General features: G+C 60.7%; 15 protein-coding genes. 5 read left to right on the forward strand and 10 right to left on the reverse strand.

Going from position 1 to position 17,410, the window contains the following annotated elements; translation table 11 throughout:
* The coding region (locus ACTNBK_RS12130) for an alpha/beta hydrolase family protein (RefSeq protein ID WP_441146426.1) at window positions 1-1,108 on the forward strand (1,108 nt) is incomplete at its 5' end.
* A gap of 73 nt (window positions 1,109-1,181) precedes the next feature.
* On the opposite strand, the gene ACTNBK_RS12135 is transcribed toward ACTNBK_RS12130, so the two are convergent.
* Window positions 1,182-1,508, reverse strand: coding sequence for a helix-turn-helix domain-containing protein (locus ACTNBK_RS12135; RefSeq protein WP_441146428.1), 327 nt, complete (start codon window positions 1,506-1,508; stop codon window positions 1,182-1,184).
* Between the two features lie 144 nt (window positions 1,509-1,652).
* Here ACTNBK_RS12135 and ACTNBK_RS12140 point away from each other — a divergent pair, with 144 nt between their 5' ends.
* From ACTNBK_RS12140 to ACTNBK_RS12150, 3 genes are all read left to right on the forward strand, one after another.
* Entirely contained in the window at window positions 1,653-1,841 is a 189-nt protein-coding gene (locus ACTNBK_RS12140) for a hypothetical protein (protein ID WP_441146430.1), read from the forward strand.
* 441 nt (window positions 1,842-2,282) lie between these two features.
* Window positions 2,283-4,043 (forward strand): threonine--tRNA ligase, encoded by a 1,761-nt coding sequence (gene thrS / locus ACTNBK_RS12145; RefSeq protein ID WP_441146432.1) that lies wholly within the window; start codon window positions 2,283-2,285, stop codon window positions 4,041-4,043.
* 83 nt (window positions 4,044-4,126) lie between these two features.
* Complete coding sequence (locus tag ACTNBK_RS12150; protein WP_441146434.1) at window positions 4,127-5,065, forward strand: lysostaphin resistance A-like protein; 939 nt, start codon at window positions 4,127-4,129, stop codon at window positions 5,063-5,065.
* A gap of 47 nt (window positions 5,066-5,112) precedes the next feature.
* On the opposite strand, the gene ACTNBK_RS12155 is transcribed toward ACTNBK_RS12150, so the two are convergent.
* The 8 genes from ACTNBK_RS12155 to ACTNBK_RS12190 all read right to left on the reverse strand — a co-directional run bounded on the left by ACTNBK_RS12155 (window position 5,113) and on the right by ACTNBK_RS12190 (window position 14,163).
* On the reverse strand, window positions 5,113-5,796 hold the full coding sequence (locus tag ACTNBK_RS12155) for an LrgB family protein (protein WP_441146436.1): 684 nt from the start codon (window positions 5,794-5,796) through the stop codon (window positions 5,113-5,115).
* Window positions 5,796-6,155: a CidA/LrgA family protein gene (locus ACTNBK_RS12160; RefSeq protein WP_441146438.1), complete on the reverse strand. Its 360-nt coding sequence runs from the start codon at window positions 6,153-6,155 to the stop codon at window positions 5,796-5,798. The genes ACTNBK_RS12155 and ACTNBK_RS12160 overlap by 1 nt, the downstream gene beginning before the upstream one ends.
* 245 nt (window positions 6,156-6,400) lie before the next feature.
* A complete protein-coding gene (locus ACTNBK_RS12165) occupies window positions 6,401-7,543 on the reverse strand; it encodes an acyl-CoA dehydrogenase family protein (protein ID WP_441146440.1) in 1,143 nt (380 codons plus the stop codon).
* 250 nt (window positions 7,544-7,793) lie between these two features.
* Window positions 7,794-9,140, reverse strand: coding sequence for a GntP family permease (locus tag ACTNBK_RS12170; protein ID WP_441146442.1), 1,347 nt, complete (start codon window positions 9,138-9,140; stop codon window positions 7,794-7,796).
* 108 nt (window positions 9,141-9,248) lie between these two features.
* A complete protein-coding gene (locus tag ACTNBK_RS12175; protein WP_294515422.1) occupies window positions 9,249-10,805 on the reverse strand; it encodes an acyl CoA:acetate/3-ketoacid CoA transferase in 1,557 nt (518 codons plus the stop codon).
* Window positions 10,806-11,050: 245 nt separating this feature from the next.
* Window positions 11,051-11,830, reverse strand: coding sequence for an enoyl-CoA hydratase-related protein (locus ACTNBK_RS12180; protein ID WP_294515420.1), 780 nt, complete (start codon window positions 11,828-11,830; stop codon window positions 11,051-11,053).
* Window positions 11,831-12,108: 278 nt separating this feature from the next.
* Window positions 12,109-12,990, reverse strand: a complete 882-nt coding sequence (locus ACTNBK_RS12185) for a MaoC/PaaZ C-terminal domain-containing protein (RefSeq protein WP_294515418.1) — start codon at window positions 12,988-12,990, stop codon at window positions 12,109-12,111.
* A gap of 33 nt (window positions 12,991-13,023) precedes the next feature.
* Window positions 13,024-14,163 (reverse strand): acyl-CoA dehydrogenase family protein, encoded by a 1,140-nt coding sequence (locus ACTNBK_RS12190; RefSeq protein ID WP_441146482.1) that lies wholly within the window; start codon window positions 14,161-14,163, stop codon window positions 13,024-13,026.
* Window positions 14,164-14,464: 301 nt separating this feature from the next.
* Here ACTNBK_RS12190 and ACTNBK_RS12195 point away from each other — a divergent pair, with 301 nt between their 5' ends.
* Window positions 14,465-15,874: a sigma-54 interaction domain-containing protein gene (locus tag ACTNBK_RS12195; protein WP_441146445.1), complete on the forward strand. Its 1,410-nt coding sequence runs from the start codon at window positions 14,465-14,467 to the stop codon at window positions 15,872-15,874.
* Window positions 15,875-16,141: 267 nt separating this feature from the next.
* Here the strand turns inward: ACTNBK_RS12195 and ACTNBK_RS12200 are convergent, their stop codons facing one another.
* A complete protein-coding gene (locus ACTNBK_RS12200; protein ID WP_441146484.1) occupies window positions 16,142-17,290 on the reverse strand; it encodes an acyl-CoA dehydrogenase family protein in 1,149 nt (382 codons plus the stop codon).
* Between the last annotated feature and the right edge of the window lie 120 nt (window positions 17,291-17,410).

A 17,410-nucleotide genomic window follows, 5' to 3' on the forward strand; every position in this document is an offset into this window, starting at 1 on the left:
CCGCGCTGAGCTGGCCACCATCTTCGCCCGCTATGCCGAGGTGAAGGGTCTGGCCACCACCGCCGGCGACCTGAGCACCTACGCCGACGCCGCCTCCGTGGCTGACTGGGCCTCTGAGGGCATGGCCACCGCCGTGGGCTCCGGCATCCTGGGCGGAAAGCCCGGCAACCTGCTGGACCCCAACGGCACCGCTGTCCGCACCGAGCTGGCCACCATCCTCCTCAACTTCTCCAAGCTGACCCCCGCCGAGGAGACCGAGACCGACGCTGAGGCCACCTACACCGCTGAGACCGTGAGCATCGAGGCCAACGGCCGGACCATCCCCGCCGTGGTCACCCTGCCTGTGGGCGAGGGACCCTTCCCCGCCGTGGTGCTCAACCACGGCCATGGCGGCAACAAGGACGAGGGCGCCGGCTTCGGCGGCATCGCCAAGGCCCTGGCTGAGGCCGGCATCGCCAGCATCCGCATGGATTTCCCCGGCTGCGGCGATTCCACCGAGCCCTTCACTGAGAATACCCTCTCCAACATGATCGCCGACTCCAACGCCGCCAAGGACTACCTGGTGCCCAACTACCCCGTGGACGCCGACAAGCTGGGCATCCTGGGCTACTCCATGGGCGGCCGCGTGGCCCTGGAGATCATCACCGCCGAGGACAACCCCTACAAGGCCACTCTGATCCTCTCCGGCCTGTCCACCCCCGGCGATGAGGCCATCGCCAACATTCTCCCCGAGGGTATGACCGTGGAGGACGCCATCGCTGTGGCCGAGGAGAAGGGCTCCTATGACTACACCACTCAGTATGGCCAGGAGCTCTCCCTCTCCGCTCAGTGGTTCACCGACATGAAGGTGGACCCCCTGGCCAACATCGACAACTACACCGGCCCTATGCTGGTGATCCACGGCGACAAGGACGACGTGGTGACCGACGCCACCAACAAGCTGACGGTCTCCTCCTATCCTGCCGCCGAGGAGCTCATTGTCCCCGAGGCTGACCACGGCTACGGCTTCTACTCCGACCAGCCCGACGTCACCGCCATGGTGGAGGGGAGCATCACCGACTTCTTCACCGAGAACCTGATGGCTGCTGCCCAGGCTGACGCCGCCTGAGTGCTGCCCCTTTCAAAAAGCAAAAAGACGTGGAGCCGCAAGGCTCCACGTCTTTTTTGCTCCATAGGGAAGGTCAAAGGGGCTGCTGCTTGAGCCAGGTGAGGAGGCTCCCGGCCAGCTCCAGGTGCTTGTCGTCCATGTCCCGCAGCAGCTCGGCCACCTCCCGCCACCGCTCCCCGGTGTCCCGGGCCGTGCCCACCAGGAACTCGTCCGGCGTGGTGTCCAGCGCCAGCGCCAGACGCATGATGACCTCGGTGGAGGGGATGGAGAGGCCACGCTCGATATTGGAGAGATATTTATACCCAATATCGGCCCTTTCCTCCACCTCGGCCTGTTTTAACTTCAGATGTTTTCGCCTTTTGGCAATTCTTCGTCCAATTTCAGAATAATCTAGTTGCATAATTCCCCCACCTTTACAAGGGGAATCATAGGCAAGAAATAAAAGAAGTATAACCAATTATATAATTGAAATCCATCTTGACACACTACTAATTCAAATTTATAATCGAATTATAGCTTATAATGCGAATAAGGGGTGTGAAACATGGAGGACCTGTATCAAAAACTGTATCATATGCTGTTCAATGCCTGCACCGACTGCGTCGCTGCGCTGGAGGAGGGAGAATACGACAAGGCCCATATGGTTTTAATCCAGGCGCAGCGGGCCTGTGAGGAGGAATATATCTCCCGGGAGGAGCCGCCGCATCCCCTTGACAGGGCCCGCTTTTGGTGATATAGTAACCCCGTTAAAATGGCATCGACGGAGAAGAACCCGCAAAGGCGGCACCCAGAGAGGGACACAGATGGTGAAAGTGCCCTGTGTGCGCGGCGGCGGTACCACTCCTGAGCCGCCCGGGAAAGGACCGGGACGGGACCCGCCCGTTACAGTGGGACACAAGCGGCAAGATGTTACGCTGCGCTGCCGGGCGCTCCGCGCTTCGGTGTCACGCTGCGCGCCCTCCGCGACGGCCAACTGTTCCCTGCTTCGCCGAAAATACTGTCGGGCTTTGCCCGCCCTGTTTTTCGGTCTGCGCGGCTCACTGTTGTCCTGCTCCCGGGCGCTCCGCGCTTCTTGCAAGCAGGGTGGAACCGTGGGACTTTCGTCTCACCCCTGAATCATCATCAGGGGTGGGGCTTTTTTATTGCCTGCCCCAGAATACTAGGAGGAATTATCATGGCAGAAGAAAACAAAGAGTTTAGCTTTGAGAACCCCGAATACCGCCAGACCTACTGGCACACCTGCTCCCACATCATGGCCCAGGCCGTCAAGCGGCTGTGGCCCGAGGTGAAGCTGGCCATCGGCCCCTCTATCGACGAGGGCTGGTACTACGATATGGACGCCCCCTTTGCCTTCACCCCCGAGCACCTGGAGCAGATCGAGGCCGAGATGAAGAAGATCTGCAAGGAGAAGCTGAAGCTGGAGCGGTTCGAGCTGCCCCGGGCCGAGGCCCTCAAGTTCATGGAGGAGAAGGGCGAGCCCTTCAAGGTGGAGCTCATCAACGACCTCCCCGAGGATGCCCACATCTCCTTCTACAAGCAGGGCGAGTTCACCGACCTGTGCGCCGGTCCCCACCTGGATTCTACCGGCCGGGTGAAGGGCAACGCCATCAAGCTCACCGCCTGCAACGCCGCCTACTGGCGGGGCGACTCCAACCGGGAGACCCTCCAGCGTATCTACGGCATCGCCTTCCCCAAGAAGGACGAGCTGGACGAGTACCTGGCCCGGATCGAGGAGGCCAAGAAGCGGGATCACCGCAAGCTGGGCAAGGAGCTGGGCCTCTTCATGCTCCGGGATGAGGGCCCCGGCTTCCCCTTCTTCCTGCCCAAGGGCATGGTCCTCAAGAACACCCTGCTGGACTACTGGCGGCAGGTCCACAAGCGCTACGGCTATGTGGAGATCTCCACCCCCATGATGCTCAACCGCCAGCTGTGGGAGCGCTCCGGCCACTGGGACCACTATAAGAACAATATGTACACCACCGTCATCGACGATGTGGACTTTGCCATCAAGCCCATGAACTGCCCCGGCGGCATGCTGGTCTACGCCAGCGAGCCCCACTCCTACAAGGAGCTGCCCCTCCGGGTGGGCGAGATCGGCCTGGTCCACCGCCACGAGCTCTCTGGCGCCCTCCACGGCCTGTTCCGGGTGCGCTGCTTCAGCCAGGACGACGCCCACGTGTTCATGACCCGCGACCAGATGCAGGAAGTCATCCAGGAGACCGTCCGCCTCTTCGACGAGGTCTACTCCACCTTCGGCCTCTCCTACACCATCGAGCTCTCCACCATGCCCGAGGACCACATCGGCACCGTGGAGGAGTGGGAGCGCAACCAGGACATCCTGAAAAACGCCATTACCGCTATGGGTAAGGAGTTCGTCATCAACGAGGGCGACGGCGCCTTCTACGGCCCCAAGCTGGACTTCCATCTGGCCGACTCCCTGGGCCGGACCTGGCAGTGCGGCACCATCCAGCTGGACTCCCAGCTGCCTGAGCGCTTCGAGCTGGAGTATATCGGCGAGGACGGCCAAAAGCACCGCCCCGTTATGATCCACCGCGTGGTGCTGGGCTCCATCGAGCGCTTCATTGGCGTCATCACTGAGCACTTTGCCGGTGCCTTCCCCGCCTGGCTCTCCCCCGTCCAGGTGAAGGTGCTGCCCGTCACCGACCGTGCCTCCGAGTACGCCGACCAGGTGGCCAAGGACCTGGACGCCCAGGGCTTCCGGGTGGAGGTGGACCACCGCAGCGAGAAGATCGGCAAGAAGATCCGCGAGGCCACCATGGAGAAGGTCCCCTATATGCTGGTGGTGGGCGACCGGGATATGGAGAACGGCACCGTCTCTCCCCGTCACCGCACCGGCGAGGACCTGGGCGCCATGTCCTGCGCCGACTTTGCCAAGCTGCTCCATGAGGAAGTGGACACCAAGGCCATTAAGTGATAAAATAACCCATATGCGGCGGGCCGGGGGTTGGGCGGGGGCCCGCTTTTTACCTATGCTGTTGAAAAAGGAGGAGCGCCTATATGGAGGAGCTCTGGGAATTTTTTGCGGGGGAGGAGGCCCGGCGGTACCGCCGTACCTTTTCCCGGGTGGGCGTGGCCATGCTGGCCATGATCCTTCTGCCGGTGGGGGTCCAGCTCCTATTGCAGTATCTGCTCCTGTCACAGGCGCCGGCCCTGCTGGAGGATGCGCTGGTGCCCTACCTCATCTCTGCCGCCGCCACCTACCTCATCGGCTTCCCGGCGGCCATGCTGGTGCTGCGGACCGCCCCACTGGAGTGTCCGGACCCGGAACGGCAGCGGCTGAACGGCGAGAACTGGGCGGGGATGTGGCTGCTGGCCACCGGTTGGCTCTACCTCGCCAACATCGTCACCCTCTCCCTGATGGATGCGCTGGCTGCCCTGCGGGGGGAGCCCATCTCCAACCCCCTGGACGCCATGGGGGACCTCCCCGTGGCCTTCAATCTCATTTACAGCTGCCTGCTGGCACCGGTGTGTGAGGAGCTGTGCTTTCGGTGGATGATTCTCCGGCGGCTGCGGCCCTGGGGAGACGGCTTCGCCCTGTGCGCCTCCGCCCTCCTCTTCGCCCTGGTCCACGGGAATCTCTATCAGATGATCTACGCCTTCGCCGTGGGCCTGGTGCTGGGGGGCATCGTCCTCTACACCGGAAACATCAAGGGGTGTATGCTCCTCCACGCCGGGGTGAACTTCGTCTCCGCCGGGCTCCTGCCTCTGGGTGGGCTTATGGGGGAGACAGGCAACCTGGTTCTGGCCATGCTGGTTCTGGTGTCCATGCTGTGGGCCCTCTACTGGACCTTCTTCCGCTGCCGGGCCGAGCTGATCGACTTTGCCGATGGGACCAGCTGGGGCGACGGTGAGACCTGGGGACACTTTTTGGTGAATCCCGCTATGACCCTCTTTGTACTGGCGCTTATCTGGATCATGTGGCTGACCATGCGGTAACATACAAAGACCGCCCCGGCTGTTGCAGCCGGGGCGGTCTTTACATGTTACGGGGCGATGAGCAGAGAGAAGAGCACGGTGAGGATGCCGCACACGCCGATGGCCAGGCCGCTCATGGCGCCTTCAGTCTCGCCTAGCTCCAGGGCCTTGGAGGTGCCCACGGCGTGGGAACAGGCGCCGATGGCCAGGCCGGCGGCCACCGGGTCGCTGACCCGGAAGACCTTGACCAGCAGAGGGGCCAGAATGCTGCCCAGGATGCCGGTGATGATGACCGCCACCACGGTGATGGCCTGGATACCGCCCAGACTCTGGGACACGCCGATGGCGATGGGGGTGGTCACCGACTTGGGTAGCAGGGAGACCATGATGGTCTGGTCCAGCCGGAACAGTCGGCACAGGCCGTAGATACTGCCCATGGAGGTGAGAGAGCCCACGGTACAGCCCACCAGAATGGGAAGCCAGTTCTCCCTGAGCAGCTGGATGCGGGTGTAGATGGACACCGCCAGGCAGGCGGTGGCGGGGGCCAGGAACATGTTGATGACGGCGCCGCCCTGGTCATAGGCCTCATAGGGAATCCGGCAGACCAGCAGCACGGCGGACACCAGTACGATGGCAATGAGCAGCGGATTGCACAGTTCCAGGCCGGTCCGCCTGCGAATCCGGACCCCGATGAGAAAGGCCACAATGCTCAGGGAGATGCCGAAAAAGGGAGAGGAAAACAGTTCAGACATCAGGCTTTCCTCCGATCCATGAGAAGGCGGGTGAGGCGGACGGCATAGGCGGTGACCGCAAAGGTGAGAACGGTGCTCACCACGCAGATTACCAGAAGCGGCAGCAGGGCGCTGGCCAGCACGTCAAAATAGTTGATGACGCTCACCCCGGCGGGGATGAAAAAGAAGGCCATATTAGAGAGCAGAAAGTCGGATTTTTCTCGGATGTGGTCCACACGCAGAACTCCGGACAGCAGCAGGAGCAGCAGCAGGACCATGGCAATGACGCTGGCGGGGAAGGCGATGGGAAGCAGGGCCTCAATCATCTGGCTGACCCAGCATATGGAAAAAATGATGGCAATTTGTATAATGATCTTCATGAGACCTCATCTCCGGATTCCGAATCTTGCACAAGATTTTAAAACGGTAGGACCAATTTGTCAAACCAAGATTCGCCCTGTTTTTGACCACATAATCGTGCAATGTGTGCAAAGGCGCGGGTGCGCCGCCCACTTTGGGCGGCGCATAAAATATGGCCGGACAATTTGATCAGGATCGTCCGGCCATTGCGTTGGGGTAAAAGTGTGTTGGGTAAAGGATGGAAGGAAACGAAGGGAAAAAGCGATTAGCGGAAAATCTGGCCGCTGATGACCAGCTTCTGGATCTCATTGGTGCCCTCGTAGATCTGGGTAATCTTGGCATCGCGCATCATGCGCTCAACGTGATAGTCCTTCATGTAGCCGTTGCCGCCCAGGAGCTGGACTGCCTCGGTGGTAACCTCCATGGCCACGTTGGTGCAGGTCATCTTGGCCATGGCGGCGGGCACGGTGTAGGGCTGGCCCTCCTCCTTGCAGATGGCGGCTTTGTAGAGCAGCAGCTCAGCGGCCTGGATCTTGGTCTGGAGTTCGGCCATCTTGAAGGCCAGATACTGCTGCTTGCAGATGGGCTTGCCGAACTGCTCACGCTCCATCATGTACTTCTGGGCAATCTCGAAGGCGCCCTTGGCAATGCCCAGGCCCTGGGCAGCCACGCCGATGCGGCCGCCGTCCAGAGTCTTCATGGCCAGCTTGAAGCCCTCGCCGGGCTGGGCGATCATGTTCTCGGCGGGGACGCGGACGTTGTCCAGGTGCATGTCGGAAACGTGGGCGGAACGGATGCCCATCTTATTCTCCACCTTGCCCACGGTGAAGCCGGGGGTGCCCTTCTCCACCACGAAGGCCGCCATGCCCTTGGTGCCCAGAGCGGGATCGGTGAGGCAGTAGATGACGGTGTAGTCGGCCAGAGGGCCGTTGGTGTTGAAGCACTTGGAGCCGTTGATGATGTAGCTGTCGCCGTCCTTAGTGGCCACGGTGCGCTGACCGGCGGCGTCGGAACCGGCGGTGTGCTCGGTGAGGCCGAAGGAGCCGATCTTCTCACCGTAGGTGATGGGGGCCAGGAACTTCTTCTTGATCTCCTCAGGGGCGGAGGAGTTCATGATGCTGCCGCCGTAGAGGGAGGTGTCCACGGAGAAGGCGATGCCGAAGGAGGCGTCCACCTTGGAGATCTCCTCCACAGCCAGGATATAGCTCAGGTAGCTGCCTCCCAGGCCACCCACCTCGGTGGGATAGGGGAGACCATAAATGCCGGTCTTACCGAATTTCCGGAACGCCTCCAGGGGGAACTCGCTGCTCTCGTCCCGCTCCAGAACACCGGGGAGAAGATCCTTTTCCGCAAACTCTCGGGCAAGCTGCTGGATCTGCTGCTGGTCTTGTGTGAGGGTAAAGTTCATGGTCGACACATCCTTTCATTTGATCGCAGTTGATGGGTACGTGTGTGGTGGGAAAAATGGTGTGACACTTGAAGCAGGGATGGTATAGTTCTAAATAAAAATAGTTTTGATACAGAACTATTGTAATTACAATGTACCACTGCGCGGCGGTGCTGTCAAGCTGGAGATATCCACATTTTTAAAAGCAAAAATTTGTGTAAAAAAACAGGAGACGACGTACGTCGTCTCCTGTTTTTTGGCATAAAAGCTGTTACAGACCCATGGAAGCCAGAGCGATGAAGAAGAAGCAGGTGATGAAGGGGATGGCGATCTGGGTGATGGCGATATCGAAGTAGGCTTCCTTGTGGGTGCACTTGCAGATGCCCAGCAGGGTGATCTGAGCGCCCTGGTGAGGCAGGGTGTCCAGGGTGCCGGCAGCGATGGCGCCGATACGGTGGACGTACTCGAAGTTGGCGCCCAGAGCGGCGTAGACGTCCTTCAGGGCGTTGAAGGCCACGCCCATACCGCCGGAGGCGGAGCCACAGGCACCGGCGCACACGGCCACGGTGATCATGACGAAGATCAGGGGGTTCATCTCTAGCTTCTGGAGGCTGGCCACCAGATCGGTGAAGCCCTGGGTGTTCTGGACCACGCCGCCGAAGCCGACGACGATGGCGGTGTTCAGGATGGACACGCCGGAGTCAGCAGCGCCCTTGTTGAAGATCTTGACCCAGCCATTGATACCGCCCTCGATGCGGGGGAAGAAGAGGATGACGGCCAGGACCACGCCGGCAAACACGGAGGTCTCAACAGGGAGACCGGCGCCGTTGAAGATGGGCGCGTTGAAGAGGACCAGAATGACGATGATGGGGATCAGAGCCACGATGGGGTTGGGCAGGACCTCGTTGGGATCGTCCTCCTGCAGCTCCTCAGGGGAGAGCTGGGTCCGCATGCGGTCATCATGGAAGTAGAAGCCCCGCTTGGAGAAGGAACGGGCACGGTACTCCAGCCACACAAAGATCATCACGAAGGAGGCCACGGTGGCGATCAGAGAGGGCACGAAAGCGGCGGTGGGAGTGGTGCCCAGGATATCAATGGGGATAACGTTCTGGATGGAAGGAGAGCCGGGGCCATACATAGACCAGGTCCAGCAGCCGGCGGAGATGGCGGCGGGGATCAGACGGCGGGTCAGGTTGGCAGAGCGGAACATCTGGAGAGCGATGGGGTAGATGACGAAGAAGACCACGAAGCCGGAGATGCCGCCGTAGGTCAGCAGGCCGGTGATGCACATGATGATGGGGGCTACAAATTTACCCTGACACATGCCGGCCAGCCACTTGGCAATGGACTTGGCAGCGCCGGTAAACTGATAGACGGCGCCGAAGATGGCGCCCACGAAGAACACCAGGAAGTAACTGGAGACGTATTTGGCTGCGGCAGGCATGAACTGCGTCTTCAGGCCATTCAGGATGGCGATATCCTGTCCTGCAAAGATGGGGGCAAAGATCAGCACGAAGCAGGTGACCAGAGGAGCCAGGATCAGTGCGGAAATACCACGGAAGGCCAGCACACCGAACAGGATGATGGCGATGAATAGGATTAGGATTCCCCAGTTCAAAGGAAAGTCCCCTTTCTATCTCAGTCTCAACAATAGGAACGGGCTCGGGAAGCGGTCTTTTCCCGAAGGGAAGGGGGGCTCCGGAGGCCGGAGCCCCTCATGCCGGGATCACTTCAGGCCCATGAGGCCGTCGTGGAAAATGCGCTCGTCCATGAGCTTGGGGCCGCCCTCTTCCATCTTGGGGGTGAAGCCCATGAGGTCGATGACCTGAGTCTGCACGTCGATGCCGGGGGCCACCTCGGTGAGATAGACGCCGTCGGGACGCAGCTCGAAGACGGCGCGCTCGGTGATGTACTTGACAGGCTGGCCGGTCTTGTTGGCATAGGCGCCGGAGAAGGTGATCTGCTCCACGGTATCGATCATCTTCTGCTCGCGGCCCTCCTGGTCGATGACCAGCTTGCCGTCCTCCACATGGGTCTTGATGCCGCCGGCGGTGAAGGTGCCGCAGAAGAAGACCTTCTTGGCGTTCTGGGTGATGTTCACGAAGCCACCGCAGCCGGCGATCCGGGGACCAAACTTGGAGACGTTGATGTTGCCCTCCTTGTCGGCCTGAGCCAGACCCAGGAAGGCCAGGTCCACGCCGCCGCCGTCATAGAAGTCGAACTGATAGGGCTGGTCCAGAATGGACTCCACGTTGACGGAGCCGCCGAACTTGGGGCCGCCCTGAGGCACGCCGCCCACGGGGCCGGCCTCCACGGTGAGGGTCATGTAGTCGCCGATGCCCTCCTCGTTGGCCACCATGGAGATGTACTCGGGGATGCCGATGCCCAGGTTGACCACCTTGTCGGGCTCCAGCTCCATAGCGGCACGGCGGCCGATGATCTTCTTGGCGCTCATGGGAGGATACTCCAGGCTGCCCAGAGGCACACGGAAGTCACCAGTCATGGAGCCGTCGTACTCGCAGCCCTGGCACTGGGCGTGGTCTTCCTTGTTCTCGCAGATGACCAGAGCATCCACGTAGATGCCGGGGATCTTCACCAGCTTGGGGTCGAGGCAGCCGTTCTGGACCACCTTCTCCACCTGGACCACCAGCTTGCCGCCGGAGTTCTTCACGGCCTGAGCGATGGAGGTGGCCTCCAGGGTGCAGCACTCGTGCTCCAGAGTCACGTTGCCGTTCTCGTCGGCGTAGGAGCCGCGGATGAAGCCGACATCAAACTTCAGAGCCTTATAGAGGAGCTTCTCCTCGCCCAGAATGTTCACCACTTCCACGATGTCCTCGGTGGTGACGGAGTTGAGCTTGCCGCCCTCGATCCGGGGATCGGCGAAGGTGTTCAGGCCAACGTGGGTGATGTGGCCGGGCTTGTGGCCGGCGATGTCACGGTAGAGCTGGGACAGGGTGCCCTGGGGCAGGTTGTAGGCCTCCAGCTTGTTGGCATTGATAAGCTTGCCCAGCTCGGGGACCATGTTGTAGTGGCCGCCGATGACGCGCTTGAGCATTCCCTCGTGGGCGAAATGGTCGGCGCCGCTGCCGTCACGGTTGCCCTGGGCGGCGGCATAGAAGAGGGTCAGGTTCTTGGGAGAACCGGTCTCCAGGAAGCGGGCCTCCAGAGCGCGGTTCAGGGCCTCCGGCATGGCGCTGGCCACAAAGCCGCTGGTGGTGATGATGTCGCCATCCTTGACGAGCGCGGCGGCCTCCGCGGCGGAGATGATAGGTTTCTTGGACATGAGTGATCCTTCCCTTCCCATAGTGTAGACGGCGGCGGAACCAACAACTTACCGCCGCGTCTGTACGGTGAAAAAGCCCGGCCCGGAGCTCCTGGTTGAGGAACACCGGGCCGCCATCCCCAAAAGGGGAGGGCCGGTCCCGGATGTATCCTCTCGGCGGGAGGCTCCGGGCCGGGCGCGGTCACAGGGATTCTTGTACCAGCGTCCTGACGCTTGCACAGGACCGGTACGCCGGATGTATCAGCTTACTTGCCGATGAAGTGCTTCTCCTTGCGCTTCTCCAGGAAAGCGGTCATGCCTTCCATCTTGTCGGCGGTGGAGAAGCTCAGGCCGAACAGGTTGGCCTCCAGCTTCAGGCCGCTGTCCAAATCGGTGTCGGAACCGGTGTTGATGGCCTGCTTGGCCAGAGCCACGGCCAGAGGACCGTTCTTCATGATGCGGCCGGCCATAGCCTTGCAGTAGTCGATGAGCTCGGCCTGGGGCACCACGTGGTTGGCCAGACCCATACGGAAGGCCTCGTCGGCGCTGATCATGTCGCAGGTGAAGATGAGCTCCTTGGCACGGCCCTTGCCCACCAGACGGGGCAGACGCTGGGTGCCGCCGAAGCCGGGCAGGATGCCCAGGCCGCACTCGGGCTGGCCGAACTTGGCGTTGTCAGAGGCCACGCGGATGTCGCAGGCCATGGAGATCTCGCAGCCGCCGCCCAGAGCGAAGCCGTTCACAGCGGCGATGGTGACCTGAGGCATGTTCTCCAGACGACCAAAAGCCTCACGGGCCAGCAGGCCCATCTTGCGGCCCTCGGCGGGAGTGGCGTTGACCATCTCAGAGATGTCGGCGCCGGCCACGAAGGACTTCTCGCCGGAACCGGTGAGGATGACCACCTTGACATCGTCGTTATTCTCCAGCTCGGCCAGGCAGGTGTTCAGCTCGGCCAGGGTCTCACTGTTCAGAGCGTTGAGGGCCTTGGGACGGTTGATGGTCAGCAGGGCAATCCCGTTTTCCACTTCCAGAAGCAGGTTGTTCATAACAAATTACCTCCCACAAATTTGACCTTCGGATACTGCCTTTTGATGGTTTGGATAACTCCAAAACCAGTTTCCGCCTCCAGGATATAGCATCTTTTGGCCAAAGTCAATAATGTTTTGGCACTATTGCACGTAAATCTTTTTTGAAGCGGATTTGATTTTATCCAATATTTCTTTCCAATTCAATTAGTTTTGTGAAAAAATAATTCGTTTACAATACTATTTAACGTAAAATGGCAATGGAAAAGGCCACACCAATTTTTTCGACAGAATTTGGATCAAGCCCACTCAAAAACGCCGCGGTTGAGGACAGCCTTGCCGGTGTTCTTGTCAATGAAACGGAAATAGGCAGTACCTTCGTCAATTTTCCAAATCTGGGTCTGGACCGGTGTGTCGGGGAGGAGGGGGCTGCTCATCTGGGCGGCCATGCGTTTGGCGCGCTCCGGCTGGCCGGGGATCAGCTTGTCGATCATCATGCGGCAGGCGAAGCCAAAGGAGCACAGACCCTGGACGATGGGCTGGTCGAACTTCATGTTCTTGGCGTACTCCGGGTCCACGTGGATGAGGTTGGTGTCGCCGGTGAGGCGATAAAGGAGGTTCTGTACCGGAGTCACATAGTCGTCCACGGCAAAATCGGGCTCCCGCTCAGGGATGACCACGGGGCTCTTGGGCATGGGCTTGCCGCCGAAGCCGCCCGCCTCGTGGAAGAAGGTGGTGGAGTAGTTGGTGCAGACCAGGTTGCCGGCCTCGTCCCGGACATCGATCTTGGTCTTGACCACGGCGCCCTTGCCCTCGCCGCGGTCGTACACGTCCACGATCTGGTCCTGCCACTGGAAGGTGCCCTTGATGGCGTCGATGGGCCGATGCCAGATGATCTCGTGGTCCATGTTCAGGAATGCGATGGTGGGCTTGATGAGCTCGTCCGCCAGCATGGAGGCGGGCAGCGGCATCCACTGATAGGGGCGGACGTTGACGGTGGCCCAGTAGGGGACCGCGCCGTAGGTGGGGATGGCTTTGAGATACTTTTCGTAGTAATAGGCCAGATCCTCCTTGTGGGCGCCCACAGCCAGGTTGTAGAGGGCCACATCCCGCCAGTTGTACTCTACGTAGCGGGGCTCCATCTTCATGCCGATCAGCTGGTTGAGATCGATTTTTTCCATAATACGCACCCTTTCCTTTCTGTCTCCCAAATGTTATTTGAGCAGCTCTCTGGCAATGACCACCTTCTGGATCTCGGAGGTGCCCTCGTAGATGGGCACGATGCGGGCGTCGCGGTACATGCGCTCGATGGGGTAGTCCCGCATGTAGCCGTAGCCACCGTGGATCTGGAGGGCCTTGTTGGTCACCCACACCGCATTTTCGGAGGCGTAGTACTTGCACATGGCGGCCAGCTTGGAGAGAGGCTCACCGCTGTCGGCGGCGCAGGCGGCCTCATACACCAGCGCCCGGGCGGCCTCGGTACGGGTGGCCATATCGGCCAGGTACCACTGGAGGCCCTGGAGCTTGGCGATGGGCTTGCCGAACTGCACCCGCTCCTTCATGTACTTGATGGAGGCCTCGATGGCGGCGTCGGCGATGCCCAGGCCCTGGGCCGCCATACCGATGCGGCCGCCGTCCAGCGCCGCCATGGCGATCTTGAAGCCCTCGCCCTCCTGGCCGATCAGGTTGCTGCGGGGTACACGGCAGTCCTCAAAGATGAGCTCGGAGATGTCGGCGCCCCGGATGCCCAGCTTTTCCTCCCGCTTGCCCACGGTGAAGCCGGGGGTACCCCGGTCCACCACGATGGCGGACATGCCCTTGGTGCCCTTCTCGGGGTCGGTGAGGGCGATGACCACCACGTAGTCGCCCTCGGTGGGGCCCATGTTGGAGATAAAGCACTTGCTGCCGTTGATGACGTAGTCGTCCCCGTCCACCACGGCCTTGGTCTTGGCGGAGGCGGCGTCGGAGCCGGCACCCGCCTCGGTGAGAGCGAAGGCGCCGATCTTTCCCTCCACGGCGGCGGTCAGATACTTCTCCTTCTGGGCCTCGGTGCCGTGCTTGAGGAAGATGTCGTTGACCAGGGTGTGCACCGCGATGACCTCGGCGGTGCTGGCACACTGCTTGGCCAGCTCGGAGACCACCAGCACCTTGCACACGGTGTCCAGCTCGGGGCCGCCATAGGCCTCGGGCACGTTCAGAGCGGTGAAGCCGATCTCCGCCATCTTGGCGATGATCTCCTTGGGAATCCGTTCCTCCTGGTCGATCTGGGCCGCGATGGGCGCCAGCTCGCTCTCGGCAAAGTCCCGGGCCAGTTGCTGGATGGTACGTTGATCGTCCGTTAAGCGCATAGTAATGACCTCCTTGTTTTTCAGCCGGCGGGAGATACGTCCCGCCAATATTGTTTCATACGAACTATATGCCAGAATCGTGCCAAGTTTGTGGCGATGAAAGAGAAAGAGCAAAAGTTTCCCAAAACCCGGTATAAGGGGAAAAACAGGGCAGTACCGGGAAGATTGAAAGGGGCACTATACACCTGCACAGAAAAATGATTGTATCTATTTTGCGATTATGCGTCAAAATTTCCACAAATTTTCTTGCAACCAGCTCCGGGCTGTGCTATAACCGGAGTAGAATACGGGACCGGGAGGAAGCGTCATGACAGAGGATCACAGATACCGCCTGATCTTTGAGGAATTTCTGGATAAGACGGAGGATGGCTTCATCGTGGTGGACCGGGACGGTGTCATCACCGACATCAACCAGAATTATTGCGATTTCTTGGCCAAACGCAGGGAGGATGTAGTGGGGCGGCCCATTGGCTCGGTCATCACCACCACCTCTATGTACGACGTCCTGGCCCGGCGGCATCGGGGTGACGGAGGCAGCGGCGTATACATCCAGCCCTATGGACAGGGGGAGACCCGGGATGAGGCGGAGGTGTACGCCGTGGCCAACCGGTTTTGTGTCTTTGATGAGACAGGGGAGCTGATTGGCGCGGCGGCCCATATGAAATTCCGCCAGCGGGCCGTGGATACCGCGCGGGAGATCACCGAAGCCGAGCTGCGCTACTACAAAGAGGCCTACCAGGAAAGCCTCTCCAGCGCCAGCGGGTTTTCCGACCTCATTGGAAAGGATCCCAAGCTGCTGGAGCTCAAACGGGCGGGGACCCAGGCGGCCAAGACAGACTTTCCCGTCCTCATTACCGGGGAGACGGGCACCGGCAAGGAGGTGGTGGCCAAGGCCATCCACCTGGAGAGCGACCGCCGGAATGGCCCCTTCGTGGCCGTCAACTGCGGGGCCATCCCCGACAACCTGCTGGAGTCCGAGCTCTTCGGCTATGAGGAGGGGGCCTTCACAGGGGCCCGGAAGGGGGGCAAGCCGGGAAAATTTCAGCTGGCCAACGGCGGCACCCTTTTCCTGGACGAGATCGGAGATATGCCCTTCCCCCTCCAGGTCAAGCTGCTGCGGGTCCTCCAGGACCAGAAGGTGGAGCGGGTCGGCGGTGAAAATCCCATCCCGGTGGATGTGCGGATTGTGGCCGCCACCCGGCAGGATCTGCAGCAGATGATGGCACAGGGCCGATTCCGGGAGGACCTCTATTACCGGCTGGCGGTCATCAACATCGAGACCATCCCCCTGCGGGACCGGCCGGGAGACGTGCTCCTCCATGCAGGCTGCTATCTAAATGAGCTCAACCGGCGGTACAAGACCCACATTCTCCTCTCTGACCGGGTGAAAAGCTGCCTGCGGGCCTATCCGTGGCCGGGAAATGTCCGGGAACTCCAGAACGTGATCGCCGGTGCCTACGCCTCCTGTGACAAGGTCCTCATCGATGTGGGGGATCTGCCCCCGAAGGTGGCCTCTCGGGCGCCTGCGGCGCAGTCGGCCGGAAACAGCTGCCTGGCCGACATGGTGGATGCCTATGAGGCGGAGATCATTCGCCAGGCCCTGCGCCGGAACGGACAGAACGTCCGGGCGGCGGCCCAGGAGTTGGGTGTGGAGCGGAGCCTGCTCTACAAAAAGATGCGGCGCTTTGGGATCACCATCCAAAGAGTGCTGCAGTAAAAGCAAAAAACAAACAGCCGTCCCGCTCTTCAGCATGAGCGGAACGGCTGTTTGTTTTTTCCGGTCCGAAGCATGCCGTAAAACGGCGTGTGGGAAATGCTGGACCAGAGGTTGGCGCCTCTGTGCCGGGCAGCGAGATAGCGTTACCTCGGTGGGATCTGCCCGGGCACATTGCGGCAGCCAAAAGGAGGGAGCGAACAGCAGTTCATATGCCTGCTGAAGGCGACAAACTGAGCCGGAATTTGCCGGCAGAGTAGGAAGAAGTGCTTACTTCAGGTTCATGGAACCGGAGATGACCATCTTCATGACCTCGCTGGTGCCCTCGTAGATCTCGGTGATCTTGGCATCGCGCATGAAGCGCTCCACGGTGTACTCACGGGCATAGCCGTAGCCGCCCAGCAGCTGCACGCAGCCGCGGGTGACCTCGTTGGCCACGTCGGAAGCCATCAGCTTGGCCATGGCGGCGTAAACGTTGTAGGCCTCGCCCTTGTCCTTGGCCACGGCGGCGCGCCAGGTCATCAGACGGGCGGCGTCCACCTTGGTCTGCATCTCAGCCAGCTTGAACTGGGTGTTCTGGAAGGAGGCGATGGTCTTGCCGAACTGGACGCGCTCCTTGTCGTACTTGATGGCCTCGTTGATGGCGCCCTGGGCAATACCCACGGACTGAGCAGCGATGCCGATACGGCCGCCGTCCAGAGCCTTCATAGCCATCTTGAAGCCCTTGCCTTCCACGCCGCCCAGCAGGTTCTCAGCGGGCACGCGGACGTCCTCATACACCACGGCGGCGTTGGAGGCGGCACGGATACCCATACGGGGGATGTCGGGGGTGACGGTGATGCCGGGGGTGTTCCGGTCCACAAGGAAGGCGGACATGCCCTTGTGAGCAGGCACAGACTTGTCGGTCAGAGCGAAGACAAGGAAGGTATCGGCAAAGCCGGAGTTGGTGGTGAAGATCTTCTCGCCGTTGATGACGTACTCATCGCCGTCCTTCACGGCCACGGTGCGGGCACCGGCCACATCAGAACCAGCGCCGGGCTCGGTCAGACCGAAGCAGCCGATCTTGGAGCCGTCGGCCAGGGGGCGCAGCCACTTCTGCTTCTGCTCCTCGGTGCCGAACTCCTCGATGGTGGAGGCGCACAGCGAGGTATGTACGGAAAGGGTGATGCCGGTGCTGGCATCGACCTTGGACATCTCCTCCATGCACAGCACATAGGAGAGCACGTCGCCGCCGGCGCCGCCATACTCCTCGGAGAAGGGGATGCCGAAGAAGCCGCAATCCTGCATCTCCTTCAGCAGGCCGCGGTCATACTCCTCCTTCTCGTCCATCTCGTGGGCGAGAGGCTTGACGCGCTCTTCGGCAAACTTGCGGTACATGTCCTGGAGTTCCTGGTGCACAGAGTCGAGGGTAAAGTCGATCATGATAGGTACCTTCCTTTCAAAAAATGTTGATAATCTGCCCTTGCCAGTTCTATTATTTGTGGAACTTGCCTATCGCAGACAGTATAGCACTCCTATGTAGTTCTGTCAACAAAATAT

The sequence above is a fragment of the Intestinimonas sp. HCP28S3_D6 genome, assembly GCF_052065695.1.
Taxonomy (GTDB): Bacteria; Bacillota; Clostridia; order Oscillospirales; family Oscillospiraceae; genus Intestinimonas.